Source organism: Burkholderia sp. Bp8984, from assembly GCF_003853755.1.
Classification (GTDB): domain Bacteria; phylum Pseudomonadota; class Gammaproteobacteria; order Burkholderiales; family Burkholderiaceae; genus Burkholderia.
Genome location: NZ_QTQN01000021.1, coordinates 41,512 through 65,276 on the forward strand (window position 1 = coordinate 41,512; position 23,765 = coordinate 65,276).

22 protein-coding genes, 1 tRNA gene and 2 riboswitches are annotated in these 23,765 nt (G+C 66.0%); of the genes, 13 read left to right on the forward strand and 10 right to left on the reverse strand.

Features of this window, described 5'->3' with window-relative positions; translation table 11 throughout:
* Nucleotides 1–78: 78 nt before the first annotated feature.
* The 3 genes from gcvT to DID98_RS21265 all read right to left on the reverse strand — a co-directional run bounded on the left by gcvT (nucleotide 79) and on the right by DID98_RS21265 (nucleotide 3,296).
* Nucleotides 79–1,197 (reverse strand): glycine cleavage system aminomethyltransferase GcvT, encoded by a 1,119-nt coding sequence (gene gcvT, locus DID98_RS21255; protein ID WP_124520466.1) that lies wholly within the window; start codon nucleotides 1,195–1,197, stop codon nucleotides 79–81.
* A gap of 86 nt (nucleotides 1,198–1,283) precedes the next feature.
* Nucleotides 1,284–1,417, reverse strand: a riboswitch (glycine riboswitch).
* A 31-nt stretch (nucleotides 1,418–1,448) separates the two neighbouring features.
* A riboswitch (glycine riboswitch) is annotated at nucleotides 1,449–1,552 on the reverse strand.
* Nucleotides 1,553–1,673: 121 nt separating this feature from the next.
* Nucleotides 1,674–2,042, reverse strand: a complete 369-nt coding sequence (locus DID98_RS21260) for a hypothetical protein (RefSeq protein ID WP_044848372.1) — start codon at nucleotides 2,040–2,042, stop codon at nucleotides 1,674–1,676.
* A 201-nt stretch (nucleotides 2,043–2,243) separates the two neighbouring features.
* Nucleotides 2,244–3,296, reverse strand: coding sequence for an oxidoreductase (locus DID98_RS21265; RefSeq protein WP_044848371.1), 1,053 nt, complete (start codon nucleotides 3,294–3,296; stop codon nucleotides 2,244–2,246).
* Between the two features lie 541 nt (nucleotides 3,297–3,837).
* Between DID98_RS21265 and DID98_RS21270 the strand changes: the two genes are divergently transcribed.
* On the forward strand, nucleotides 3,838–5,925 hold the full coding sequence (locus DID98_RS21270) for a UvrD-helicase domain-containing protein (RefSeq protein ID WP_124486852.1): 2,088 nt from the start codon (nucleotides 3,838–3,840) through the stop codon (nucleotides 5,923–5,925).
* A 97-nt stretch (nucleotides 5,926–6,022) separates the two neighbouring features.
* On the opposite strand, the gene DID98_RS21275 is transcribed toward DID98_RS21270, so the two are convergent.
* Nucleotides 6,023–6,922: a cytochrome c5 family protein gene (locus tag DID98_RS21275; protein ID WP_124571376.1), complete on the reverse strand. Its 900-nt coding sequence runs from the start codon at nucleotides 6,920–6,922 to the stop codon at nucleotides 6,023–6,025.
* Between the two features lie 265 nt (nucleotides 6,923–7,187).
* Here DID98_RS21275 and DID98_RS21280 point away from each other — a divergent pair.
* Nucleotides 7,188–7,263 (forward strand) — tRNA-Arg (locus DID98_RS21280).
* Between the two features lie 373 nt (nucleotides 7,264–7,636).
* Here the strand turns inward: DID98_RS21280 and DID98_RS21285 are convergent.
* The 3 genes from DID98_RS21285 to DID98_RS21295 all read right to left on the reverse strand — a co-directional run bounded on the left by DID98_RS21285 (nucleotide 7,637) and on the right by DID98_RS21295 (nucleotide 10,466).
* Nucleotides 7,637–7,936, reverse strand: coding sequence for a flagellar protein FliT (locus DID98_RS21285; protein WP_124520513.1), 300 nt, complete (start codon nucleotides 7,934–7,936; stop codon nucleotides 7,637–7,639).
* A gap of 61 nt (nucleotides 7,937–7,997) precedes the next feature.
* A complete protein-coding gene (fliD, locus tag DID98_RS21290) occupies nucleotides 7,998–9,464 on the reverse strand; it encodes a flagellar filament capping protein FliD (protein ID WP_124571377.1) in 1,467 nt (488 codons plus the stop codon).
* Between the two features lie 183 nt (nucleotides 9,465–9,647).
* Nucleotides 9,648–10,466: a flagellin gene (locus DID98_RS21295; RefSeq protein ID WP_124571409.1), complete on the reverse strand. Its 819-nt coding sequence runs from the start codon at nucleotides 10,464–10,466 to the stop codon at nucleotides 9,648–9,650.
* 1,050 nt (nucleotides 10,467–11,516) lie between these two features.
* Between DID98_RS21295 and rpsU the strand changes: the two genes are divergently transcribed.
* Nucleotides 11,517–11,729, forward strand: a complete 213-nt coding sequence (gene rpsU / locus DID98_RS21300; protein WP_006401410.1) for a 30S ribosomal protein S21 — start codon at nucleotides 11,517–11,519, stop codon at nucleotides 11,727–11,729.
* An 84-nt stretch (nucleotides 11,730–11,813) separates the two neighbouring features.
* Nucleotides 11,814–12,026: a hypothetical protein gene (locus DID98_RS21305; RefSeq protein WP_124571378.1), complete on the forward strand. Its 213-nt coding sequence runs from the start codon at nucleotides 11,814–11,816 to the stop codon at nucleotides 12,024–12,026.
* A gap of 12 nt (nucleotides 12,027–12,038) precedes the next feature.
* Here DID98_RS21305 and DID98_RS21310 read toward each other — a convergent pair whose 3' ends face one another.
* Entirely contained in the window at nucleotides 12,039–12,644 is a 606-nt protein-coding gene (locus tag DID98_RS21310; RefSeq protein ID WP_124486856.1) for a DNA-3-methyladenine glycosylase I, read from the reverse strand.
* 141 nt (nucleotides 12,645–12,785) lie between these two features.
* On the opposite strand from DID98_RS21310, the gene DID98_RS21315 reads away from it, so the two are divergent.
* On the forward strand, nucleotides 12,786–13,667 hold the full coding sequence (locus DID98_RS21315; protein WP_124571379.1) for a BadF/BadG/BcrA/BcrD ATPase family protein: 882 nt from the start codon (nucleotides 12,786–12,788) through the stop codon (nucleotides 13,665–13,667).
* Nucleotides 13,668–13,795: 128 nt separating this feature from the next.
* On the forward strand, nucleotides 13,796–14,629 hold the full coding sequence (locus DID98_RS21320) for a Cof-type HAD-IIB family hydrolase (protein ID WP_124571380.1): 834 nt from the start codon (nucleotides 13,796–13,798) through the stop codon (nucleotides 14,627–14,629).
* Between the two features lie 105 nt (nucleotides 14,630–14,734).
* On the opposite strand, the gene aqpZ is transcribed toward DID98_RS21320, so the two are convergent.
* Nucleotides 14,735–15,475: an aquaporin Z gene (gene aqpZ / locus DID98_RS21325; protein WP_044849180.1), complete on the reverse strand. Its 741-nt coding sequence runs from the start codon at nucleotides 15,473–15,475 to the stop codon at nucleotides 14,735–14,737.
* 298 nt (nucleotides 15,476–15,773) lie between these two features.
* Here aqpZ and DID98_RS21330 point away from each other — a divergent pair, with 298 nt between their 5' ends.
* Nucleotides 15,774–16,070, forward strand: coding sequence for an H-NS histone family protein (locus DID98_RS21330; RefSeq protein ID WP_006489320.1), 297 nt, complete (start codon nucleotides 15,774–15,776; stop codon nucleotides 16,068–16,070).
* A gap of 107 nt (nucleotides 16,071–16,177) precedes the next feature.
* Here the strand turns inward: DID98_RS21330 and DID98_RS21335 are convergent, their stop codons facing one another.
* Nucleotides 16,178–17,242 (reverse strand): glycosyltransferase family 4 protein, encoded by a 1,065-nt coding sequence (locus tag DID98_RS21335; RefSeq protein WP_044849179.1) that lies wholly within the window; start codon nucleotides 17,240–17,242, stop codon nucleotides 16,178–16,180.
* A 664-nt stretch (nucleotides 17,243–17,906) separates the two neighbouring features.
* On the opposite strand from DID98_RS21335, the gene flhD reads away from it, so the two are divergent.
* The 6 genes from flhD to cheA all read left to right on the forward strand — a co-directional run bounded on the left by flhD (nucleotide 17,907) and on the right by cheA (nucleotide 23,748).
* Nucleotides 17,907–18,227 carry a flagellar transcriptional regulator FlhD gene (gene flhD, locus DID98_RS21345; protein WP_014895554.1) on the forward strand — a complete coding sequence of 107 codons (321 nt, stop codon included), beginning with the start codon at nucleotides 17,907–17,909 and terminating at the stop codon, nucleotides 18,225–18,227.
* Between the two features lie 94 nt (nucleotides 18,228–18,321).
* The gene (gene flhC / locus DID98_RS21350) at nucleotides 18,322–18,876 is read left to right on the forward strand and encodes a flagellar transcriptional regulator FlhC (protein ID WP_124520474.1); all 555 of its coding nucleotides are present in this window, start codon (nucleotides 18,322–18,324) and stop codon (nucleotides 18,874–18,876) included.
* A 189-nt stretch (nucleotides 18,877–19,065) separates the two neighbouring features.
* Nucleotides 19,066–19,926 carry a flagellar motor stator protein MotA gene (motA, locus tag DID98_RS21355; protein ID WP_124486860.1) on the forward strand — a complete coding sequence of 287 codons (861 nt, stop codon included), beginning with the start codon at nucleotides 19,066–19,068 and terminating at the stop codon, nucleotides 19,924–19,926.
* Nucleotides 19,927–19,939: 13 nt separating this feature from the next.
* Nucleotides 19,940–20,959 carry a flagellar motor protein MotB gene (gene motB / locus DID98_RS21360; protein ID WP_044849176.1) on the forward strand — a complete coding sequence of 340 codons (1,020 nt, stop codon included), beginning with the start codon at nucleotides 19,940–19,942 and terminating at the stop codon, nucleotides 20,957–20,959.
* A gap of 107 nt (nucleotides 20,960–21,066) precedes the next feature.
* The gene (locus DID98_RS21365; RefSeq protein WP_044849175.1) at nucleotides 21,067–21,444 is read left to right on the forward strand and encodes a response regulator; all 378 of its coding nucleotides are present in this window, start codon (nucleotides 21,067–21,069) and stop codon (nucleotides 21,442–21,444) included.
* A gap of 33 nt (nucleotides 21,445–21,477) precedes the next feature.
* Nucleotides 21,478–23,748: a chemotaxis protein CheA gene (gene cheA, locus DID98_RS21370; protein WP_124571381.1), complete on the forward strand. Its 2,271-nt coding sequence runs from the start codon at nucleotides 21,478–21,480 to the stop codon at nucleotides 23,746–23,748.
* Nucleotides 23,749–23,765: the final 17 nt, after the last annotated feature.

Here is a 23,765-nt window from a genome sequence, read left to right on the forward strand (position 1 = left end):
GGGGCGCGCCGGGTGTGGTTGCGCCGGGCGCCATTTCCCGGCTTCGCGGCAGGCGGCCTCCCGGTCGCCTCCCGGTCGTTACGCAGCGAGGACCTTGCCGTTGCGCACGAACGGCAGTTTTACCACGCGCGCGGGAAGTTGCTTGTCTCGAATCTGCACGTGGACCGTGTCGCCGACCTGGACGGCCGCCGGCACGCGCGCGAATGCGATCGACTCCTGCATCGACGGCGAGAACGTGCCGCTCGTGATCTCGCCTTCGCCGTGCGGCGTGACGACCTTCTGGTGCGCGCGCAGCACGCCGCCCGCCTTGCCGTTTTCCTTCTGCAGGATCAGGCCGACGAACGCGGCGCGCGTGCCGTTTGCCTCGAGCGCGGCGCGGCCGACGAACTCGCGCGGCGCCGACAGGTCGACCGTCCATGCGAGGCCCGCGTCGAGCGGGGAGACGGTGTCGTCCATGTCCTGGCCGTACAGGTTCATGCCGGCCTCGAGGCGCAGCGTGTCGCGCGCGCCAAGCCCGCACGGGCGCACGCCGTTTTGCTGCAGCGCGTTCCACAGCGCTACGACGTGCACGGCCGGGACGATCACCTCGAAGCCGTCTTCGCCGGTGTAGCCGGTGCGCGCGACGGTGAGGTCGCCGAACGGCGTGCCGGCGACCTGCGCGGCGTTGAACGGCTTCAGCTCGCTGGTCGCGGCGCGCGCGGCGGGCACCGTCGTCCAGACCTTTTCACGGGCGTTCGGGCCCTGAACGGCGACGATCGCGAAATCGCGGCGCGGCGCGATGGTCAGGCCGTAGCCGCCTTGTTCGTTGAGCTGGTTGAACCACGCGATGTCCTTCTCGGCCGTGCCGGCGTTGACGACGACGCGGAAGAAGTCTTCGGTGAAGTAATAGACGATCAGGTCGTCGATGACGCCGCCCTGCGGATTGAGCAGGCACGAGTAGAGCGCCTTGCCGGGGATCTTGAGCTTGCCGACGTTGTTCGCGATCGCGTGCTCGAAGAACGCGCGCACGCGGCTGCCGGTGAAATCGACGACGCACATGTGCGACACGTCGAACATGCCGGCGTCGGTGCGCACGGCTTCGTGTTCTTCGATCTGCGAGCCGTAGTTGACGGGCATGTCCCAGCCGCCGAAGTCGACCATGCGGGCATTGAGCGCGCGGTGCGCGGCGTTGAGCGGGGTTTGATTCAGTGCAGTCATCGAGGCCTCAGGCAAGGCGCTTGCGCGCGGGTCAGAACGGCCATGTGCCGACCGTCGCGGCCTTGGGGCCTGCGAAACGATCCGGTACATGCCCCTCTGTCCTCGATACCTGAGAGATTGCGCCGCGGCCACGAGCCGGCGAACGCGCGCCCCTTCGGTGGGCAGCCTGCCCGCGCAGCCAATGTGCTGCGGGCTACTGCCGCTCTCCAGAGTGCGGGGAGTGCGGCCCGCGCAATGCGCGGACGGGATTCCCCGACGCGGTCGGTCCTTTTGCCTGAGAGTTTGCGGGTGTGCCCCTTCGGCGGCGCGACCGGCGTTGCTGCTACGCGGTCACACGCTCTCCCGACGCGTGCGGGCGACTGTACGCGAGCGGGTGGGCATTGTCAATTTGAGCAAAAGAATGTCGCTTCGCGACAAGCGGCGGCGTGCGGCGCCGCCGCTTCTGCCGGCACCGGCGGGCGCCGGCATGGCCGCGGTTACTCGCCGATCGCCCGCGCGGCCGTGTCGAGTTCCTGGTTCAGCACGCGCTGCTCGTCGCCGGACAGGCCGCCGTTGTGCTGGCCCGACATGTCGTTCGCTTCCTGGCGGATCACGTCGAGGCGGTGGTGCAGCTGCGCGCCGTACGGCGGCGGGTAGTAGCCGCCGTTCACGCGCGCGTCGATGCGCCGGTGCAGGTTGTCGATCCGGCCCTGGACCTCCTGCAGGCGATCGTTCGCGACGACCTGCGGATTCGGCCGCGGCGGGGGCGGGGGCGCCTGTCGGGCCGGCCGCTGCGGCTGCACGACGCAGGCCGCGAGCGAGGAAACCAGGACGCAGCATGCCGCTGCGCGAATCAACCGTTGCATCACATTCTCCTGACGGTTTGGTGTCGGATCGACTTTTTGAGAAACGCGTCAGACCGGACGACCGCTGACTTTCGTTCCCGCACCATTTGTAACGGAATGTTCGGGATCGTGGCGCCGTGGCGGCTGACGGGGGCGCGCAGCCGGGCGCGGCGCGGCGCGAGGTGGCGGCTGCGGCCGGGGCGACGACCCGGCCGGCGGCCGTCAGACGGTGCGACGCACGAACGGTACCCGGCGGCCTTCGTGCTCGCTCTGCGCGGCGAGCTCGATGATCGTCATCACGTCGACTGCGTCCTGCGGCGTGACCGGGAACGGCGCGCCGTCGTGGACCGACGCGGCGAGCGCGCGATAGAACTCCGCGTACTGCCCGTCGAGCGTCGGCACAGGCCGCTCGACCTCGACCTCGCCGTCGAGCACGCGCAGCACGCCGGGCGGGTTGCCGCCGCCGAACTCGACGTGATCCGGCGTGAGGCCGGCCTTCAACTGGTCTTCCTGCGTGTCGAGCCCGAACTTCTGGTAGCTGCCGCGCGTGCCGTGCAGCGTGAAGCGCGCGGGCTCGATCGCCGACAGCGCGCTCGCATGCAGCGCGACGTCCTTGTCCGGATAGCCGAGCAGCAGGTGCACGAAATCGGGCGCCGTGCCGTTGTCGCGGCGTGTCTTGACCGTTGCGCTGACCGTTTCCGGCAGCCCGAACAACGCGAGCGCCTGATCGATCAGGTGCGGGCCGAGATCGAGCAGCAGGCCGCCGCCGCGCGCGGGCTCCTCGCGCCAGCGCGTGCGCGGCGTCGGCCGGAAGCGGTCGAAGTGCGACGCGAAATAGGTGAGCCGGCCGAGTTCGCCGGATTCGACGATGCGGCGCACGGTGAGGAAGTCGCCGTCCCAGCGGCGGTTGTGGAACGGTGCGAACAGGCGGCTGCGCGCGTTCGCGAGCCGCGCAAGCGCGAGCGCTTCGTCGGCCGTGAGCGTGACGGGCTTGTCGACGACGACGTGGCGGCCGGCCTGGAGCACCTGGCGCGCGAGCGCGAAGTGCGTGTCGTTCGGCGTGGCGATCACCACGCAGTCGATATCGTCGAGGCCGAGCAGCGTGTCGAGATCGGGGACGATGCGGGCGCCCGGAAAGGCGGCGCGCGCGCGATCGGGTTGCCCCGTCGCGATCGCGGCGACCTCGGTGCGGCCGCTCGTGGCGATCACCGGCGCGTGGAACGTCGCGCCGGCGAAACCGAAACCCATCAAACCAATCCTGAGCAATGACGACATGGCAATCCCTGGCTGCGTACGAAACGAAAAGAGGGCGCGCCGCTGGGGCGCGAGGACGACCGGCTATTTTGGCATGGCGCGGCGGCGCACACCGACGCGTTCGGCAAAATGCTCGGCAGGACACGGCAGGTGCGCGGCCGCAGCCGGCAATTTGCGTCGGACCGCCGGGCGCTGCGCGCATCGACCCCGCGGGCGGCGTTGGGGGCGCGTCCCGCCGCGGGCTTGCCACCGCGACGGCCGCCCATTGTGACCGATCGGGCCGTGGATGGGGCCGGATTGGCCGTCCGGACAAGGATCGGCGAGGACTGGATAAAGAACCCGACAAGAAGGCGAAACGGCAGCTTGCCCGCACGAAAAGCCGGCACACGCCGCCCGAGAAACGACCGCCTGCCCGCCCGGCCCCGTCCGGCGGCGCTCCCGAAAAGCGCGTCGCCGACGTGTTAACATGCGCGTCCTGCCCCGTGTGTCCGCCTGCATTCCAGGCCCGTCGCGCGCGGCATCCTCCCGGCGTTCGCCGTCAACCGCAACATCATCCGCCATCATGTCCGCAGGCCTCAACTCCGCTCAGAACGAAGCGGTGCGCTACCTCGACGGTCCCTGCCTCGTGCTCGCCGGCGCGGGCAGCGGCAAGACCCGCGTGATCACGCAGAAGATCGCGCACCTGATCGAAGCGAAAGGCTTCGAGCCGCGCCACATCGCGGCCGTCACGTTCACGAACAAGGCCGCCGCCGAAATGCGCGAGCGCGTGTCGAAGCTGCTCGAGGGCAAGACGCTCACCACGCCCGGCAAGGAAGGCCGCAAGGTGCCCGTCAACCAGCTCACCGTGTGTACGTTCCACTCGCTCGGCGTGCAGATCCTGCGCCAGGAGGCCGAGCACGTCGGCCTGAAGCCGCAGTTCTCGATCATGGATTCGGACGACTGCTTCGGGATGATCCAGGAGCAGATCGGCACCACCGACAAGGGCCTGATCCGCAAGATCCAGAGCACCATCTCGCTGTGGAAGAACGGCCTGATCATGCCCGAGGAGGCGATGACGATCGCGGCCAACGAGGACGAGCACCAGGCGGCGCTGGTCTACCGCAACTACGTCGCGACGCTGCATGCATACCAGGCGGTCGACTTCGACGACCTGATCCGCCTGCCGGCCGAGCTGTTCGCGAAGAACGAGCAGGTGCGCGACCGCTGGCAGAACAAGCTGCGCTACCTGCTGATCGACGAATACCAGGACACCAACGCGTGCCAGTACGAGCTGCTGAAGTTGCTCGCCGGCCCGCGCGCCGCGTTCACGGCGGTGGGCGACGACGACCAGGCGATCTACGGCTGGCGCGGCGCAACGCTCGAGAACCTCGCGCAGCTCGGCAAGGACTTCCCGAAGCTGCACGTGATCAAGCTCGAGCAGAACTACCGGTCGACGGTGCGGATCCTGACCGCTGCCAACAACGTGATCGCGAACAACCCGAAGCTGTTCGAGAAGAAGCTGTGGTCCGAGCACGGGATGGGCGACTCGATCACCGTCACGCCGTGCAACGACGAGGAGCATGAGGCCGAATCGGTCGTGTTCCGGCTGTCCGCGCACAAGTTCGAGCGGCGCGCGCAGTTCCGCGACTACGCGATCCTGTATCGCGGCAACTTCCAGGCGCGAATCTTCGAGCAGGTGCTGCGGCGCGAGCGGATTCCATACGTGCTGTCGGGTGGCCAGTCGTTCTTCGACAAGGCCGAGATCAAGGACCTGTGCGCGTACCTGCGGCTGATCGCGAACGCCGACGACGATCCCGCGTTCATCCGCGCGGTCACGACGCCGCGCCGCGGCATCGGCAACACGACGCTCGAGGCGCTCGGCTCGTTCGCGGGCCAGGCGAAGGTGTCGCTGTTCGAGGCCGTGTACATGGGCGGGATCGAGGCGCGGCTGTCCGCGCGGCAGGTCGAGCCGCTCAGGATGTTCTGCGACTTCATCCAGCGCCTGACCGATCGCGCGGACAAGGAGCCCGCGACCGTCGTGCTCGACGACATGATGGAGGCCATTCACTACGAGGCCTACCTGTACGACGCGTTCGACGAGCGGCAGGCGCAGTCGAAGTGGCAGAACGTGCTCGAATTCCTCGAATGGCTGAAGCGCAAGGGCACCAAGCCCGAGACCGAAGCCGTCGACGGCGAGGCCGACGGCTTCCACAACGCGGACGGGCTTGCGGACACCGGCAAGAACCTGCTCGGCCTGATCCAGACCGTCGCGCTGATGTCGATGCTCGAAGGCAAGGACGAGGATCCGGATGCCGTGCGGCTGTCGACCGTCCATGCGTCGAAGGGGCTCGAGTATCCGCACGTGTTCCTGGTCGGCGTCGAGGAGGGCATCATGCCGCACCGCGGCGGCAGCGAGGACGACGGCCCGATCGACAACGAGCGGATCGAGGAGGAGCGCCGGCTGATGTACGTCGCGATCACGCGCGCGCAGCGCAGCCTCCACCTGAACTGGTGCAAGAAGCGCAAGCGGGCGCGCGAGACGGTCGTGTGCGAGCCGTCGCGCTTCATTCCCGAGATGGGGCTCGACGAAGCGCCGCCGCCCACGCCGGAGGAAGCGCCGATGACGCCGAAGGACCGGCTCGCGAGCCTGAAGGCGCTGTTGCAGAAGTGAGGCGGCGCGCTTCGGCGCACGGACGCCCCGGCGATCCGGATAAACGAAACCTCCGCGATGCGTGTGCGCCGCGGGGGTTTTTTCTGGCCGGCAGGCGTTACTTCGACGCGTTGACCATGTAGTCGACGGCCGCCTTCACGTCGGCGTCGGACGCGCTCGACCCGCCCTTCGGCGGCATCGCGCCCTTGCCGTGCAGCGCGTAGTTGTAGACGGTATCCATCGAGTCCTTCAGGCGCGGCGCCCAGTCTTCCTTGCTGCCGAACTTCGGCGCGCCGAGCACGCCGGCCGCGTGGCACGCCTGGCAGACCTGCGTGTACAGCGCCTTGCCGGCGGAGGCGGCGTCGGCGCTGGCCGGCGCGGCCGCGGGCTTTTCGCCGGCCTTCGGAATCGCGGCGATCGCGGCCATTGCAGCGGCGGCCTGCGCGTTCGATGCATCGGCGCCCGAAGCGCCTGCCGCACCCGCCGCGCCGCTCGCCGCCGGTGCCGCATTGGCGGCCGGGGCAGCCGGTTCGGGGAAGTTCGCGCCGTCGTTGTTCGCCATGTAGACGATCGCACGCGCGATTTCATAGTCGCTCACGTCGTCGGGGCTCGTGCCGCCGCGCGGCGGCATCGCGCCCTTGCCCGACAGCGCCGTTTTCAGCAGCGTGTCGAAGCCCTGCGAGATGCGCGGTGCCCAGTCGTCCTTGTTGCCGAACTTCGGCGCGCCGGCGGCGCCCGTGCCGTGACAGGTCACGCACACGGCCTTGTAGACTTCCTCGCCGGTCTTGTACGTGCGGGGCGCATTGGCGTCCTTCACGTCGACTTTCGCGAGCGGTGCGATCCGCGCGGCGACCTGTTCGTCGGATAGCGCATCCGTGCCCGCGCCCGAACGGAACGCATGGTTGGCATAAGTGGCAAACAGGACGATCAGGGCGATCGGAATCGCGAATGAGGCGATGACGACGGCAATCAGCTGCCCGGGGGTTTTGACGGGAGATTCGTGGGGTGCTTCGCTCATGCTTGCCTCGTCTCCGTGATTAGGAATTGTGAGCGCGGTGCAACGGCAAAATGGCTGGCGATCCAATGAGTCCGGACGATTATAGACGGAACGTTTACATCACGGCGAGCGGCGCGAAGGCGCGTGTTTACCCGCACGAATTGCGGGCCTGACGGGGTTTCGGCGGGCAAGGTGGACGCGTTTTGGGAAACCGGGTATCCTTGCGGTCTTGTCAATGGTGGGCGGCCGGTTTATTGGGGTCGTTTCACTGTCGTCACTGTCATATGCGCCCGTAGCTCAATGGATAGAGTACTGCCCTCCGAAGGCAGGGGTTGCTGGTTCGATCCCAGCCGGGCGCGCCAAGAAAGTCTATATAAATCAAGGGCTTGCGCTGGGTGCGAGCTTATCAGGCAGTACTTTTTCCACGGTTTTTCTGATTTTTTGCTGCAATTTCGCTGCAGTCATGTCCCTCGCTCGCGCCTATACCTTGGCGTTTCGTACGAGCTGCGCGACCGTCTGCTCACTTCGTCGCTATGTGACCCCACGGCTTTGCCCGCAATCTGGAAGAAACGTTCATCACGATGTGTGCCAAACATGCGCGGGATGAGGTGTCGGTGAGCTAGTGCGGAGCACGCCGTTCATCGCAACGAAGCGATGAATGGCCGGGCCGGAGGTAAATGTCCGGCGCGAAGTGCCGCTCGCGACGTACCTGGCGGCAATGCAGTGGCAATGCAGTTACAGTTGCGCGATCTGCTGATATCGGCCGGCAGCTTCGGTCCGTCCGAGTGCGGCCTGAAACTCCGCATGCAACTCCCGCTGCGTCGTTTCCGCGTCGGCCGCGATGGCTGTGTCGATCGCCTGTATGCGGCGGATGATCGCCAGCGCATCGGGCGTTTGCGGTGCGCTCAGCGACATCAGCAGGGGCGAGCGCGCTTCCGCGAGACGCGCCGCGCCGCACCAGTCCGCCATCGTCGCGGCATGTTCGATTGCCTGCGTCAGTTGCCACACGCGTGCGAGTAATGTGGGTTGATCCATCGTGACGATCACTCCAGTGCCATTTCAAAAGTACCGCGCGGCTCGATACATCCGGTGGGCCTTATGACTTGTTGGTGGCGAGTGCGCCGGCGCTATTGGTGCCGCCGAACAACTGCGTCAGATACTGCGAGTTGTTCTGCATCTGCGCCATGAGCGTATTGAGGGCGGTGAATTGCGCATTGTACTGATCGGTCAACTGATTCGCATACGCTTGCAGGGTCTTCGCTTGCGTCTTCGCGTCGGCGAGGTCGCTGTTCAGCGCGTTGACGCGCGTATCGATGATCCCACCCGTCTGCAGATACGACGTGATGTTGTTGTTCAGCACTGCGCCGATGCCATTTGTCGCGTTGAAGGCGGTCGCTACCGACGCCGAATTGGACGTCAGGGCGTTCGACAAAGCCGCACTATCGACGCTGAGCGTGCCGTTCGGCGTCAGGTTGATGCCGATCGCGCTCAGGCTCACGGTGCTGCTGCCGCTTGTTACGCCCTTGGAAAGGGCTGTCGCAAGCGAGCCGACGATCGAATTCAGCATCGAATCGCCGATGAGCGGCCCGCCCTGGCTGCCGGCAGCGGCGGTCGAGTCGAAACTCGACAGCGACGATGCGGTGCTCACGAATGAGTTGTATGCCGAGACGAAGCCGTTGATCGCGTTGGTCGCTGACGTGTTGTCCGCCGCGACCGTGAGGGTTTGGGTCGTGTTTGCCGCCGACGTGGCGAGGTTGAGCGTCACGCCTGTAATGGCGCCGGTGATCGTGTTGCTGGCGCTCTGGATATTGGTGATGCCGTCGATGCTGAGCATCGCGTCTTGTGCGTTGTTTTTCTCGACGTAGTTGTTTGTTGCGACGCCCGAGCTGTCGACGGTCGCGAGGCTGGCCAGCCCGTCCGTCGAATTGGTCGATACCTGGATCGTGTTCGCCGCCCCTGTCACGTTCGAGGTCAGCACGAGGTGCGACCCATCCGTGCCGGTAACGACGGTGGCGGTCACGCCGGGATTGCCACTCGCCGAATTGATTGCGCTGGCGATGCCCGCGAGCGTGTTGTTGCCGGTGTTGATTCCGACGGTCATCGGCGCGCCGCTGCCGAGCGTGATGGTGAGGCTGCCCGTCCCGAGCTGTTTGGTGGACGGCTGCACGCCCGCTGTCAGTGCAAGCTTCTGCGCGGTGGCGACTTGCGTTACCGCAATCGAATAGCTGCCGGCGACCGAGCCCGTCGACGTGGTGGCGCTCAGGCCGCTGCCGCTCGCGGTGGCGGTGGTTTTCGCCAGAGCCGATCCGTCGGTGAGCCCGGACAGCGCCGATTGCAGGGAGGACAGTGCCGACTTGAGCGAGCCGATGGCCGACAGCGTGGTGTTGTCGAGATTTTGCCGGTTGACGTTCTGCGTGGTCTGTGCGGCCATCTTGGCCGTAACCATCGCGGAAACGAGTGCGGACGTGTCCGTGTTCGAGTTCGTCACTCCGCTGATGATGGACTGCGCCGCCTGTGTCAGCGCGCTGTTGGCCGTGGTGCTGGAAATGTTCGTCGTCGACATCGAGGACTCCGTCTGTTGAAAGGTGCGCCGTCAGGCGCATCGACATCGCGGTGCCTGATGTACAGCGCGACGTGCAAAATGCTTACCCGAAGGCGCCTTCCCCGGGTAAGCATCTTTTTGCTGCTGCATCGACGCCCGCGTTGCGCATTTCTAAATGCGCGACGTGAGCGTCTTGCCGAACGATTAGTTCAGGAGCTTCAGAACCTGCTGCGGCATCGAGTTCGCTTGCGCGAGCACCGAGATGCCAGCTTGCTGCAGCACTTGAGCCTTCGACAGGTTGGCGGTTTCCTGTGCGAAGTTCGCGTCGGTGATCTGTGCGCTTGCGGCGCTCAGGTTGGTCGATTGCGACGTCGTTTGCGAGATGGCGGCCTGGAAGATGTTGATGTTCGAGCCGAGTTGGGCTTGCTCGGTGTTGACCGTTTTGAGGGCGGCATCGACTTGGCCCATCAAGGTTTGCGCGTTCGTCGTGGATGTGACATCGCCGGTCACAGTCAACGTTGCCGAGTCATAGGCAGCGCTCAAATCCATTTTCAGTTGCTGACCTGCTTTTTCACCGATCTGGAACGTCAGATTTGCGCCTGCGGTGCCGTCGAGCAGTTTGATGCCGTTGTAGGTCGTTTGACCGGCGATACGGTCAATTTCCCCGAGGCGCGCTTGCACCTCGGTATTAAGATTGGCCTGGGCGGCCGTGCCGATCGAATCGTCCGAAGCCTGAACTGCCAGTTGGCGGATACGTTGCAGGTTGGCGGTGATTGCCGAGAGGCCGCTCGAAGCAGTTTGAGCCATCGACACCGCGTTGTTCGCGTTCGCGACGCCTTGGTTGTACGCGTTGATCGACGCCGTCATCGTCGTCGAGATTGCGAGGCCGGCTGCGTCATCGGCTGCCGAATTGATGCGCTTGCCCGACGACAGGCGGTTGATTGCCTGCGACAGCGCGTTCTGCGTATTCGACAGGTTGGTTTGCGCCGTTTGCGAATAAAGGTTGGTGTTGATATTCAGCATTTCTATCCTCGTTTTTGGAAAAACGCCCGGTTTAAATTTGGCTGTTTCGTGTTCGGCGTCGCGCTTTTTGGCATCCTGCGTCGCCCGCCTTTCTTGGTTGTCGGCGACCATGCGACGAAACTTTAGGGGCAGATGCGAAGTTGCTTTGGCGTACCGGCTGGTCGAACTGGCTCTGCGGTTTGCCGAACATGGCCTCGACGCCTGTATAAGCGCTGTCGTTCGGTGTGCGGCACCTGCCGCGCCACCACGCGGCAGCCGGTCGACGTACCGACGATGCCGTATCGGACGAATGACTGGCCTGTTGAATCCCGGGCGCGGTAGGGCGAGGCATGTGGCAGATTCGGTTTTTTGACAAGGAGTACCGTTGAAGCCGGAGAAATGACGGGACGAGGATCGCGTTTCAGCGACGAGGTGCGGACATCAATCCCATTTTTGAGGGCGGGTACTACGGATAGGTTGGGAGATGGCAGACGGCGCGGTAGCCGCTGGGCTTGCAGCCGGCAGCCGATTTTCCTGTTACTAGTAAGTCGAAAGCGCGCAACGCCTGCTAGCCCCAAGGGCGCGTGCATTCAGTATTGGCCGCCTCGGAGCCAGACTTCGGTGGTTCGAAACCAAATCGAAGGGGCGCCGAAGATTTGGCTCGATTTTGTCGTGAGGAAGCACAGCGTTGCGGTGCGTCTGGGTAGAGTTCGGCGCGCATTTAAAGGGCTCGAACGGCTCGCAGCAAGGCCGGATAGGCGTTCGAACGCCTGCGATGCGTGATTGCGACGGAAAAGTGGTAAACCGGTAGGCGAAGCTATGTTTACCTGATATCATGGCGGGCTGAATTGAGATTTTCTGTCACGCCTATGCCGTCTCGGCATTCCTGCTGGCAGTCAAACGCGGCGCTGCACGCGGCTTGTGAAGCGTACCCGCGGTGCTTTGTGCCTCTCTTTTCCGGCCTCCGAGGCCGTATTTCCGCTCGTTTCGCCTGTTGTGGGGACGCCCGGATGGCCGGTGCGTGGCGCTTGGCCGCTACGTTTTTGACCGTTTAAGCAATTTAGGAACGACATGACGACGATTCTTCTGAAGGAAAACGAGCCGTTCGAAGTGGCGATTCGCCGCTTTCGCCGTGCTATCGAAAAAAATGGCCTGATCGCTGAACTGCGCGAACGCCAGTCCTACGAAAAGCCGACCGCAGTCCGCAAGCGCAAGAAGGCAGCAGCCGTCAAGCGCCTGCACAAGCGCCTGCGCAGCCAGATGCTGCCGAAGAAGCTCCACTAAGAGCGTCTACGGTTCGCCGCGAAACGGCGGAGCGTGCTTCGAAAGAAGCCGCTCCGCCGTTTTGCTTTTCGGGGCCGGAAAAGATTGCAGATCGTGGCGGAAAAGTGGCCGATCGACTGCCAGACGGTCGAATGGCGGCATGGCGGCATGGCGGCACGGCGGTTCCAACGGCGGCCAACGGGCAAGGCCGCCGACGTGCTCACCGGGAAATCGGCGCCGCGTTCGGGCTCGCCTTGCGCGGATCACCTGGCGGCGCGTGCTGACGTGCCGGTGCGCGCCAAGCCGACCGGCCCGTGAGCTTCGTCGCCGTCAGCCCGCCTTGCGGCGCCGTGCCGGCTGCTGCTTGCCGCCGAGCGCCGCGCATTGGGCGTGACACGGGCAACCGGTCTCATGGTCGTTGACCATCCCGGTTGCCTGCATCAGCGCATAGCAGATCGTCGAGCCGACGAACTTGCAGCCGTACTCCTTCAGCGCCTTGCTGAGCGCATCCGACTGGGCAGTCGATGCGGGCGCGTCGCGATACGACTGCCACGCGTTCTGGACCGGCGTGTGGTCGACGAACGACCACAGGAATTGCGCGAGCGATCCGTGATCCTCGCGAATGCGCTGCACGGCCCGTGCATTGGTCACCGCGGATTCGACCTTCGCGCGATTGCGGACGATGCCGGGGTTCTCGAGCAGCTTCTCGATGCGCTTCGGCGTGAAGCGCGCGACCGCGTCGACATCGAAGTCGGCGAACGCCTCGCGGTAGCCGGCGCGCTTGTTCAGGATCGTCGACCACGACAGTCCCGCCTGCGCGCCTTCCAGAATCAGCATCTCGAACAGATGGCGATCGTCATGCGACGGCACGCCCCACTCGGTATCGTGATAGTGAGCATCCGCTTCCGTCTTTACCCAGTTGCACCGCTGCGACATCGCCGGCCTCGTTCCAGTGTCGATTCGATCGTGCCAGCATAGCGGAAGGCCCATTCACGGTATAGCTGGCCGAACGGCAGATGGGCGCGCGGCACCGATCCGGTTAAGCTTGGCGCCTGTTCGAATCAGCAGGATCAACGCATGACGGCATTCCTTTTTGCGATCGGCATCGACGGCGGCGGCACGGGCACCCGCGCGGTACTCGCCGACCGGCACGGGCGCGAACTCGCGCAGGGGCGCGGCGGCCCGTCGGGGCTCGGCCTCGGCATCGAGCGCGCGTGGGCATCGATCGGCGCGGCCTGTGCCGACGCATTCACGCGGGCGGGGCTCGCGTTCGACTGGTCGCAGTGCGCGCTCGGCTGCGGGCTCGCGGGCGTCAACAATGCCGCGTGGCTCGCCGCGTTCCGCGCGCAGGCGCCGCTCGACGCGCTGGCGATCGAGAGCGACGCCTATACGACCGTCGTCGGCGCGCACGGCGGTGCGCCGGGGCTCATCGTCGCGCTCGGTACGGGCAGCATCGCGGCGGCGCTCGACGCCGCGGGCGACTGCCGCATCGCGGGCGGCTTCGGCTTTCCGTCCGGCGACGAGGCGAGCGGCGCGTGGCTCGGCATGCGCGCGCTCGCGTACGCGCAGCAGGCGCTCGACGGCCGCGTGCCGCGTGACGCGTTTGCCGGCGCGCTGCTCGCGGAAACGGGCGCGCACGATCGCGACGCGCTCGTCCAGTGGTCGTGCGATGCGAACCAGACGATCTACGCGCGCCTCGCGCCGATCGTGTTCGCGCACTGCGACCATTCTTATGCGGCGGCGCTGATCGCGCAGGCCGGCGACGAGATCGGCAAGATGATCGACGCGCTCGATCCGCAGCAGGCGCTGCCGGTCGCGCTGTGCGGCGGGCTGGCCGACGCGCTGGCACCGGCCGTGCCGGCACGCCATGCGGCGCGGCTGCGCGCGCCGCTCGACGATTCCGCGCACGGCGCGTTGCGGCTCGCGCTGCAGGCGTTGAGGGCGGCTGAAGCAGGGTGAACGGTCGAGCCGGTCGGAGCGGGGAGAACAGGGCGTCGCGCCCATTCCCCCAACCGCCCGGCGCCCGGCCGGGCACGACGTTAAAATGGCGGCTCCGCAGCGTCCTGCGCGCCACTCCCCCAACCCCCATGTACAAAGTCATCGCCACCGATCTCGACGGCACCCTGCTCAACAGCGACCACCAGCTCGATCCGTACACGATCGAGACCGTCCGCCGGCTCGACCGCGACGGCCTGCAGTTCGTGATCGCGACGGGGCGTCACTATGCGGACGTCGCCGGCATCCGCGACGTGCTGGGCATCCGGCCGTACCTGATCACGTCGAACGGCGCGCGTGTGCATGCGCCGGACGACACGGCGATCCATGCGCAGGACATCGATCCCGCGATCGTCCGCGGCCTCGTGCAGCCGTGCGTGACCGGTGCTCACGGGCGCGTGATCGTCAACCTGTTCACCGACCGCGGCTGGCTGATCGACCGCGACGCGCCGCACCTGCTCGAATTCCACCAGGATTCGGGCTTCCGGTACGACGTGATCGACATGGCCGCGCACGACGGCGCCGACATCGCGAAAGTGCTGTACATCGGCGAGCCGGCCGATCTGGCGGTGGTTGCAGAGCAGATGCGCGTGCGGTTCGGCGATGCGCTGTACGTCACGTACTCGCTGCCCGACTGTCTCGAAGTGATGACCGCCAACGTGTCGAAGGGCCGCGCGCTGCGTACGGTGCTCGCGCGACTCGGCGTCGACGCCGGCCACTGCATCGCGTTTGGCGACAACATGAACGACATCGACCTGCTCGAAACGGCCGGCCACGCGTTCATGATGAACAACGCGAACCCCGACCTGATCGCGCACCTGCCGCACATCCCGCGGATCGGCAACAACTTCGATGCGGGCGTCGCCCGCCACCTACGCACGCTGTTCGCGCTGGAAGGCACGCTCGACGGCGTCACCGCTTCCTGAGCGGCCATGAAAAACGGGCGCCAGCGGCGCCCGTTCAAATTACCTGCCTCGATGTTGTTCGACAGCGTGAGGCTCGCTGCTCTGCTCGCGTGACCCCGTAGTGTTTTATTCGCTGGTGCGAGCGGATGCGGGCACGAGGCCGACGGCATCGTCGCGCCCCGCGATCAGCGGGTAGACGATCCCCGCAATTGCCGCGCCGATGATCGGCGCGACCCAGAACAGCCACAGCTGGCCGATCGCCTCGCCGCCCACGAACAGCGCGGGGCCGGTCGAGCGGGCCGGGTTCACCGACGTGTTGGTGACCGGGATCGAGATCAGGTGGATCAACGTCAGGCACAGGCCGATCGCGATCGGCGCGAAGCCGGCCGGCGCGCGCTTGTCGGTGGCGCCGAGAATCACGAACAGGAAGAAGCCCGTCATCACGACTTCGCAGATGAACGCCGCGCCGAGCGAGTAGTGGCCGGGCGAGCGCTCGCCGAAGCCGTTCGTCGCAAAGCCGCTGCCGACGACGTCGAAGCCCGGCTTGCCGGTCGCGATCAGGTACAGCACGAACGCACCGAGCGTCGCGCCGACGACCTGCGCAACGATATACGGCGCGAGATCGCGTGCCGGGAAGCGGCCGGCGACCGTCAGGCCCACGCTGACGGCCGGATTCAGGTGGCAACCCGAAATATGGCCAATCGCGAATGCCATCGTCAGCACGGTCAGGCCGAAGGCGAGCGCGACGCCGGCGAAGCCGATGCCGAGGCCCGGAAAGGCTGCGGCCAGCACGGCGCTTCCGCACCCGCCGAGCACCAGCCAGAACGTGCCGAATACCTCTGCAGCCAGACGCTGAGAAAGATTCATGTAAGGATCCCGTTCAAGTGGGTTGAAGACAAACGGATGACCGGATGATTTATTCCGTCACCCCGAATTGGTCTGGATTATAGGAAATGAATCGGCTGGGTGAGGGTCAACGATTGTTAAATTCGAATGGCTGACGAATGGCTTTTATTAGAATAAGTCCGCATTCTCGATATAGCCGATTCGGTTAAAGATGGCAGCATTAATTTTGAAGGGCAGGGCGGCAGTGCGGATGACGTAACGGGTGTTGGCGTTCCGGCCGGAACTGCCGGCGCCGCATCATGGAAAAGGGAGCCGAAAAATGTCTCAATACGCGAAGCTCAAGGCGCAGATCGCCGATCTGCAGGCCCAGGCGGATGACGTGCGTCGCCAGGAAGTGGCGGCGGTGATCGCCGACGTCCAGCGAATGATTGCCGAATATGGCCTGACGGCCCAGGATCTGGGCTTCGCGGAGCGCGCGCGGCGCGGCCGTCCGCCGAAAAAGGCACCGCTGCCTCCGAAATACCGCGACCCGAAGTCGGGTGCAACCTGGAGTGGGCGCGGCAAGCCGCCGAATTGGATCGTCGGGAAAAACCGCGATCGTTTCCTGATCGAATGAGCGCACAAAAAGAAAGAGCCGCATCGACTGCGGCTCTTTGGCGCCTTTGGGTTTTACGCGCCGATTTCGGCGCGAATTTCACCGAATATTTCTGACGAATTTCGCCGTCACGCGCTCGCGACGCGACGCAAGGTCGGCCGCTTTGCCGTCGCGCAAAGCGATTCGTAAGTTTCGACATAGCGCCGTGCCATCGCTTTCGAGCTGAAGCGCGTATCGAAGCGCGCGCGGATCGCGTCGCGCGACAGGCTGTCGATCCGGTGCAGCGCACCGACCGCGCCCTGCACGTCCTCGACGATGAAGCCGGTCACGCCGTCCTCGATTACCTCCGGCACCGAGCCGCGGTTGAACGCGACGACCGGCGTGCCGCAGGCCATCGCCTCGATCATCACCAGGCCGAACGGTTCCGGCCAGTCGATCGGGAACAGCAGCGCCTTCGCGCCGGACAGGAACGCCGGCTTCTGCGCCTCGTTGATTTCGCCGATGAATTCGACATGCGCCTCGCCGAGCAGCGGCTCGATCACTTCCTTGAAGTAGTCGGCGTCGGCCTTGTCGACCTTCGCGGCGATCTTCAGCGGCAGCCCGCTTTGCGCGGCGATCCGGATCGCTGTGTCGACCCGCTTTTCGGGGCAGATCCGGCCGAGGAACGCGAGATATTCGGGCTTCACGTCCGGTTGCGGCGTGAGCAGCGTGTCGGGCAGCCCGTGATACACGGTGCCGGCCCACGCGGCCTGCGGCAGCGGCTTGCGCTGGTTGTTCGAGATCGACACGACCGGCGCGTCCGGGAACGCGTCGAACACCGGTTGCAGCTCCGGCAGGTCGAGGCGGCCGTGCAGCGTCGTCACGTACGGCGTGTCGAGGCGCGACATCAGCGGGAATGGCAGGTAGTCGAGGTGGAAGTGCAGCACGTCGAATTCGTGCGCGACACGAGCGACCTGCTCGATCAGGCGCATATGGGGCGCCATCGAGTCGCGGATCGACGGGTCGAGCCGCAGTGCGCGCGGCCATGCCGCCTCGAGACGGGCGGACGTGACGGAGTCGCCGCTCGCGAACAGCGTCACGTCGTGCCCCAGCTCGACGAGCGCCTCGGTGAGGTAGGACACGACACGCTCGGTGCCGCCATAGAGTTTCGGCGGGACAGCTTCGTAAAGCGGCGCGATCTGGGCAATACGCATGGACGTTCTCCGGTGTCGACCAGCGCAAAGCGCTCGAGCGCGCATGCTGGTCCGCTGCAGGGTTGCGGAACTCGCCGACGCACGCTGTCTGCGGTGCGTGGCCGGGTCCGTGGCGGGGTGCGCGGGACGCCGGGCGGCAAGCTGCGGGGCGGGCCGGCGCGGCTCCCGCCGCCGCCCATTTGAGTCCATTATCGATATCGCCTTCAGGGGTTCGAGTGTTTTTTCAAACACTTAAGGCTTGTTACACCATGAAATACGAGAAAACCCCGATAAAAAGGGTGCGAAAACATAAAACGAGATAGCCACCACAATTGTTGCGCTATCATGAAAAACCACTATAATTTTTACCGATTCAACTTCCGGCAGCCTTGCCGGATGGCCTTCAGCCGGATTCGTCCCATGCGGACCGCATCGCCGACGCATTCGCGCCCCATTCACCCCGCCGTTCGTTCACTTTCAATTCGCCTTGTCGGAAAAATTCCTACACGGTTTACAGACAATTCCTGCGTGGCGTGCGCCACTTCGCTGATACCGGCATAAATGCCGTTTGGCCAGAATTCGCCCTGTAAGACTATAAACGTGCCGGCAGCGCGTCAGCAGGCGCCCGATCGAGCAAACGTTTTCACAATGAAAGGCCAAAGCAAAAGCTCTTAACGGGGGAATCATGAGCGCCACCAGCGAAATGCTCAGTGAGATCAAAGAGGTCAACCTGTCGTACCTCCTCCTCGCGCAGCGCCTGCTGCGGGAAGACAAGGCGATGGGCATGTTCCGCATGGGAGTTTCCCAGGAACTGGCCGACGTGCTCGCGAACCTCACGCTCGCCCAGACCGTGAAGCTCGCGGCATCGAACCAGATGTTGTGCCGTTTCCGCTTCGACGATCACGCGCTGCTGTCGTCGCTCGCCGACAAAGGCCGCAGCGACGTCGTCACGCATGCGCATTCCGCGATCCTGATGGCCGGCCAACCGGTCGAAAGCGTCCGCTGATCCTTCCCCGCCTTGCGTTCGTGCCGGCGCGCCGCGTCGGCGGGCGGCGTATTGGCGATTCATCCGAACAACGTCAAGCGGACGGTTATTCACCATGGCAAGCAAAAGCGTCGTGATCGAGGTGAAGGAAATCACCCTCGCCATCGAACTGATCGAACTGGGCGCCAGGCTGCAACTGCTGGAGGCGGAGACGAGCCTGTCGCGCGACCGCCTGATCAAGCTGTACAAGGAACTGAAGGGCGCGTCGCCGCCGAAGGGGATGCTGCCGTTCTCGACCGACTGGTTCATGACGTGGCAGCCGAACATCCACTCGTCGCTGTTCTACAACATCTACCGGTTCATGCAGGACCACGGCCGCTGCGAGCCGATCCAGTCGATCGTGAAGGCGTACCGGCTCTATCTGGAGCACGTGAACCTGTCCGGCGACGAGGCCGCGCTGAGCCTCACGCGCGCGTGGACGCTGGTGCGCTTCTTCGACTCGGGGATGCTGCAGATGACGCCGTGCACGCGCTGCGGCGGCCATTTCGTCGCGCATGCGCATGATCCGCATCAAGGTTTCGTGTGCGGCCTGTGCCAGCCGCCGTCGCGCGCGGGCAAGACCCGCAAGGCGGCCGCCGCACGCGCCGGGCTGGCCACCGCCGCGGCCTGAACGCCGCCGGGCGGGGCCGGGCGGGAGCCGCACGCCTTCCGCACGCCTGCCGCGCGCCGCGCGAACCGGCCGGGGCCTGCTGGTAAACACCGCCGCGCGGTCGCGGCGCGACCGCCAAAGTTTTCCTGCCGACTGCCGTAAACCTGATTAACGGCGGTCTCCCCGCCGGTCATTCGTGAGGGACAGGCAGTGCTGATTATCGTGGGAACACTCGTGACACTGTTGTCCGTCTTCGGCGGTTACGCGCTGGCAGGCGGGCATCTGGGCGCATTGGTCCAGCCGCTCGAGATCCTGATGATCGCAGGCGCGGGCGTCGGCGCGTTCATCCTCGGCAACGGCATGAAGACCATCAAGGCGACGCTGCGCGTGCTGCCGACGCTCTTCAAGGGCTCGAAGTACACCAAGGACGTCTACATGGAACTGATGGCGCTCCTGTACGTGCTGCTCGCGAAGGCCCGCAAGGAAGGCACGCTGACGCTCGAGGCCGACATCGACGATCCGGACAAGAGCCCGATCTTCACGCAATACCCGAAGATCCTCGCGGATCGCCACATCGTCGAATTCCTGACTGACTACCTGCGCCTGATGGTGGGCGGCAACATGAACGCGTTCGAGATCGAGAGCCTGATGGACGAGGAAATCGAGACGCACCACGCGGAAGGCGAAGGCCCCGCGCACGCGCTGATGCGCGTCGGCGACGCGATGCCGGCGTTCGGGATCGTCGCGGCGGTGATGGGCGTCGTGCACACGATGGCGTCGGCCGACAAGCCGCCCGCGGTGCTCGGCGCGATGATCGCGCAGGCGCTGGTCGGCACGTTCCTCGGGATCCTGCTGTCGTACGGGCTGATCGGGCCGCTCGCTAGCCTCGCGGAGCAGCGCGTCGCCGAGTCGACCAAGATGTTCCAGTGCATCAAGGTGACGATCCTCGCGAGCCTGAACGGCTATGCGCCGGCGATCGCGGTCGAGTTCGGTCGCAAGGTGCTGTTCTCGACCGAGCGCCCGTCGTTTACCGAGCTCGAAGAGCATGTGCGCCGCGTGAAGGCGAAGTGACGCGGAGCATTCGATGAGCAAGAGCAAGGATCGCGCGATCGTCGTCAAACGGGTGGCCCCGCAGAAGAAGGGCCACCACGGCGGCGCCTGGAAGCTCGCGTATGCGGACTTCATGACCGCGATGATGGCGTTCTTCCTGCTGATGTGGCTGCTGAGCTCGGTCACGCCGGTGCAGCTGAAGGGGATCGCCGAGTACTTCAACACGCCGCTGAAGGCCGCGCTGTTCGGCAGCGGCGATCGCAGCTCGCAGGACTCGAGCATCATCAACGGCGGCGGCCGCGACCTGTCGAGCCTCGATGCCGGCACGCTGCGCCGAACCGACGGCACGACGTCGCTCGCCGATCGCGTCGCGAAGGCCGGCGACGACAGGACGCGCTCGCAGGCGCAGGGCGCACAGGACCGGCTCGAGCAGGCGCGCCTGCACGACCTGCAGATCAAGCTGATGGCGGCGATCGAGGCGAATCCGACGCTGCGCCAGTTCAAGCAGCAGATCCGCATCGATTCGACGCTGATGGGGCTGCGCATCGAGATCGTCGATTCGCAGAAGCGGCCGATGTTCGCGATGTCGAGCGACCACGTCGAGCCGTACATGCGCGACATCCTGCGCGAGATCGGCAAGACGCTGAACGACGTGCCGAACCGGATCATCGTCCAGGGCCACACCGACGCGGTGCCGTACGCGGGCGGCGAGGGCGGCTACAGCAACTGGGAACTGTCGGCCGACCGCGCGAACGCGTCGCGCCGCGAGCTGATCGCGGGCGGCATGGACGAGTCGAAGGTGCTGCGCGTGCTCGGCCTCGCGTCGACGCAGAACCTGAACAAGGCCGATCCGCTCGATCCGGAAAACCGCCGGATCAGCGTGATCGTGCTGAACCGCAAATCCGAAGACGCGCTGATGCGCGACGACACGACGACCACGACACTGTCGGCCGACGCCGCGGGCTCGAAGCAACTGGCCCAGCAGCTCGACGGCACGGCGCCGGCCGCGCGACCGGTGCTCGCGAGCGCCGTCGCCGTGGTGCCGAAACCCTGACGTTTCCAAGATTTCGAGACGCGTATGAAACAACCTTCACGCTCACTTCGTTCGCTGCCCCCCGAGGGGGCGGTCAGCCACCCTGGAGCGGTCCTGCGGAGCCCGACATGATCCGAACCATTCTCGCCATCGACGACTCCGCGACCATGCGTGCGCTGCTGCAGGCGACGCTTGCGCAGGCCGGCTACGACGTGACGGTGGCGCCGGACGGCGAAGCCGGCTTCGACATGGCGGCCACCGTGCCGTACGACCTGGTGCTGACCGACCAGAACATGCCGCGCAGGAACGGCCTCGAGGTGATCGCCGCGCTGCGCAAGCTGACAGCGTATGCGGACACGCCGATTCTCGTACTGACGACCGAAGGCAGCGATGCGTTCAAGGACGCCGCGCGCGACGCGGGCGCGACCGGCTGGATCGAAAAGCCGATCGACCCGGCCGTGCTGATCGACCTGGTCGCGACGCTGTCCGAGCAGACCGCCTCCTGACATGAACGCGACGAATCCAACCGGTGACCGGGCATGACTCTCGACATCACGCAGTTCTACCAGACCTTTTTCGACGAAGCGGACGAGTTGCTCGCGCAGATGGAGCAACTGCTGTTGAACCTCGACGTCGGCTCGCCGGACCCCGAGGACCTGGCCGCGATCTTCCGCGCCGCGCATTCGATCAAGGGCGGCGCGGCGACGTTCGGCTTTTCCGCGCTGACCGAGACGACCCACATCCTCGAGTCGCTGCTCGACCGCGCGCGCAACCATGAGCTGACGCTGACCAAGGAAATGGTCGACGCGTTCCTCGAGACCAAGGACGTGCTGTCCGACCAGCTGGTCGACTATCGCGCGAGCGCGGAACCGGACGCGGCGGCTGCCGCGACGATCTGCGCGAAGCTCGAACGCCTGAAGGCCGAGAGCGGCGCGGGCGCGCCCGCGGACGTCGTACCTGCCGCGCCTGCCGTGGAGACTGCACCGGCACCGGCGCCGGCGCCGGCCGCCGCTACCTCCGCCAGCGACCGCGCGCCCGATCACGTGGTCGAACAGGCGGTCGCGGCCGCGCATCCGGCGGCGGCTGCCGGCACGGACGGCCCGCACCTGAAGATCACGCTCCTCGGCGTCGACGCGAAGGACCAGGCGCTGCTCACCGAGGAGCTCGGCAATCTCGGCCGGATCGTCGGCCGCGAGGAAGCGGGCGCCGACCTGACGCTGTGGCTCGAATCGGACGTGCCGTCCGACGACATCGTCGCCGTGTGCTGCTTCGTGATCGACGACAGCCAGATCCGCATCGCGCGCGGCACCGCGCCGGCCGCACCGGCGGCGCCTGCCGCCACGCCGGCCGCCGTCGAACCGGCCGCCGTCGAACCGGTCGCCGCGCCGGAACCGGCCGCGCGGGTCGAGGTCTTCGCGCAAGCCCCCGGTGCCACCCCGGCCGCCGCCGCACCGCAGGCGCAGCCGAGCGCCGCCGCGCAACCGGCGCCGCAACAGGCATCGCAACCGGCATCGCAACCGCACGCAGAACCCGCCGCGCAGGCTGCCCAGGCTGCCGCGCACCACGACGACAAGCGTCCGCGCCCGGCCGCCGCAGCATCGGGCGCCGAAGGCAGCTCGATCCGCGTCGGCGTCGAGAAGGTCGACCAGCTGATCAACCTGGTCGGCGAGCTCGTGATCACGCAGGCGATGCTCGCGGAAACCGCGAGCGCGTTCGATCCGGCGCTGCACGACCGCCTGTTCAACGGGATGGCGCAGCTCGAGCGCAACGCGCGCGACCTGCAGGAAGCGGTGATGTCGATCCGCATGATGCCGATGGACTACGTGTTCAGCCGCTTCCCGCGGCTCGTGCGCGACCTCGCCGGCAAGCTCGGCAAGCAGGTCGAGCTGGTCACGTTCGGCCAGGCGACCGAGCTGGACAAGAGCCTGATCGAGCGGATCATCGACCCGCTCACGCACCTCGTGCGCAACAGCCTAGACCACGGGATCGAGACGGTCGACAAGCGCGTCGCCGCCGGCAAGGACGGCGTCGGCCAGCTCGTGCTGTCGGCCGCGCATCACGGCGGCAACATCGTGATCGAGGTCAGCGACGACGGCGCGGGCCTGAACCGCGAGCGGATCCTCGCGAAGGCCGCGAAGCAGGGCATGCAGATTTCCGAAAACATCAGCGACGACGAAGTCTGGCAGCTGATCTTCGCGCCGGGCTTCTCGACCGCCGAAACCGTGACCGACGTGTCGGGCCGCGGCGTCGGGATGGACGTCGTGAAGCGCAACATCCAGTCGATGGGCGGCCATGTCGAGATCACGTCGCAGGCCGGTCGCGGCACGACCACGCGGATCGTGCTGCCGCTCACGCTGGCGATCCTCGACGGGATGTCGGTGAAGGTCGGCAGCGAGATCTTCATCCTGCCGCTGAATTTCGTGATGGAGTCGCTGCAGCCGTCGAACGACGACATCTACACGGTCGGCAACGGCGAGCGCGTGGTGCGCGTGCGCGGCGAATACCTGCCGCTCGTCGCGCTGCACGAGGTGTTCTCGGTCGAGGACGCGCGCACCGATCCGACCCAGGGCATCGTCACGATCATGGAAACCGAGGGGCGCCGCTTCGCGATGCTGATCGACGAGCTGGTCGGCCAGCAGCAGGTGGTCGTGAAGAACCTCGAAACCAACTACCGCAAGGTGCACGGCATCTCTGCGGCGACCATTCTCGGCGACGGCAGTGTCGCGCTGATCGTCGACGTCGCGGCGCTGAACCGCGAAACCCGTGCGACGCACGGCGCCCGAGCCGGCGCCGAGCTCGCCATTTTCTGACTCTCGCCATTCAACCG

Coding starts and splice junctions, on each gene's coding strand:
- flhD (WP_014895554.1), top strand. CDS start 17,907: ATGAGCGCCACCAGCGAAATGCTCAGTGAGATCAAAGAGGTCAACCTG.
- motB (WP_044849176.1), top strand. CDS start 19,940: ATGAGCAAGAGCAAGGATCGCGCGATCGTCGTCAAACGGGTGGCCCCG.
- gcvT (WP_124520466.1), bottom strand. CDS start 1,197: ATGACTGCACTGAATCAAACCCCGCTCAACGCCGCGCACCGCGCGCTC.
- DID98_RS21265 (WP_044848371.1), bottom strand. CDS start 3,296: ATGTCGTCATTGCTCAGGATTGGTTTGATGGGTTTCGGTTTCGCCGGC.
- rpsU (WP_006401410.1), top strand. CDS start 11,517: ATGACGACGATTCTTCTGAAGGAAAACGAGCCGTTCGAAGTGGCGATT.
- fliD (WP_124571377.1), bottom strand. CDS start 9,464: ATGTCGACGACGAACATTTCCAGCACCACGGCCAACAGCGCGCTGACA.
- flhC (WP_124520474.1), top strand. CDS start 18,322: ATGGCAAGCAAAAGCGTCGTGATCGAGGTGAAGGAAATCACCCTCGCC.
- DID98_RS21330 (WP_006489320.1), top strand. CDS start 15,774: ATGTCTCAATACGCGAAGCTCAAGGCGCAGATCGCCGATCTGCAGGCC.
- DID98_RS21270 (WP_124486852.1), top strand. CDS start 3,838: ATGTCCGCAGGCCTCAACTCCGCTCAGAACGAAGCGGTGCGCTACCTC.
- DID98_RS21315 (WP_124571379.1), top strand. CDS start 12,786: ATGACGGCATTCCTTTTTGCGATCGGCATCGACGGCGGCGGCACGGGC.
- DID98_RS21285 (WP_124520513.1), bottom strand. CDS start 7,936: ATGGATCAACCCACATTACTCGCACGCGTGTGGCAACTGACGCAGGCA.
- cheA (WP_124571381.1), top strand. CDS start 21,478: ATGACTCTCGACATCACGCAGTTCTACCAGACCTTTTTCGACGAAGCG.
- DID98_RS21335 (WP_044849179.1), bottom strand. CDS start 17,242: ATGCGTATTGCCCAGATCGCGCCGCTTTACGAAGCTGTCCCGCCGAAA.
- aqpZ (WP_044849180.1), bottom strand. CDS start 15,475: ATGAATCTTTCTCAGCGTCTGGCTGCAGAGGTATTCGGCACGTTCTGG.
- DID98_RS21260 (WP_044848372.1), bottom strand. CDS start 2,042: ATGCAACGGTTGATTCGCGCAGCGGCATGCTGCGTCCTGGTTTCCTCG.
- DID98_RS21365 (WP_044849175.1), top strand. CDS start 21,067: ATGATCCGAACCATTCTCGCCATCGACGACTCCGCGACCATGCGTGCG.
- DID98_RS21295 (WP_124571409.1), bottom strand. CDS start 10,466: ATGCTGAATATCAACACCAACCTTTATTCGCAAACGGCGCAAACCAAC.
- DID98_RS21275 (WP_124571376.1), bottom strand. CDS start 6,922: ATGAGCGAAGCACCCCACGAATCTCCCGTCAAAACCCCCGGGCAGCTG.
- DID98_RS21310 (WP_124486856.1), bottom strand. CDS start 12,644: ATGTCGCAGCGGTGCAACTGGGTAAAGACGGAAGCGGATGCTCACTAT.
- DID98_RS21320 (WP_124571380.1), top strand. CDS start 13,796: ATGTACAAAGTCATCGCCACCGATCTCGACGGCACCCTGCTCAACAGC.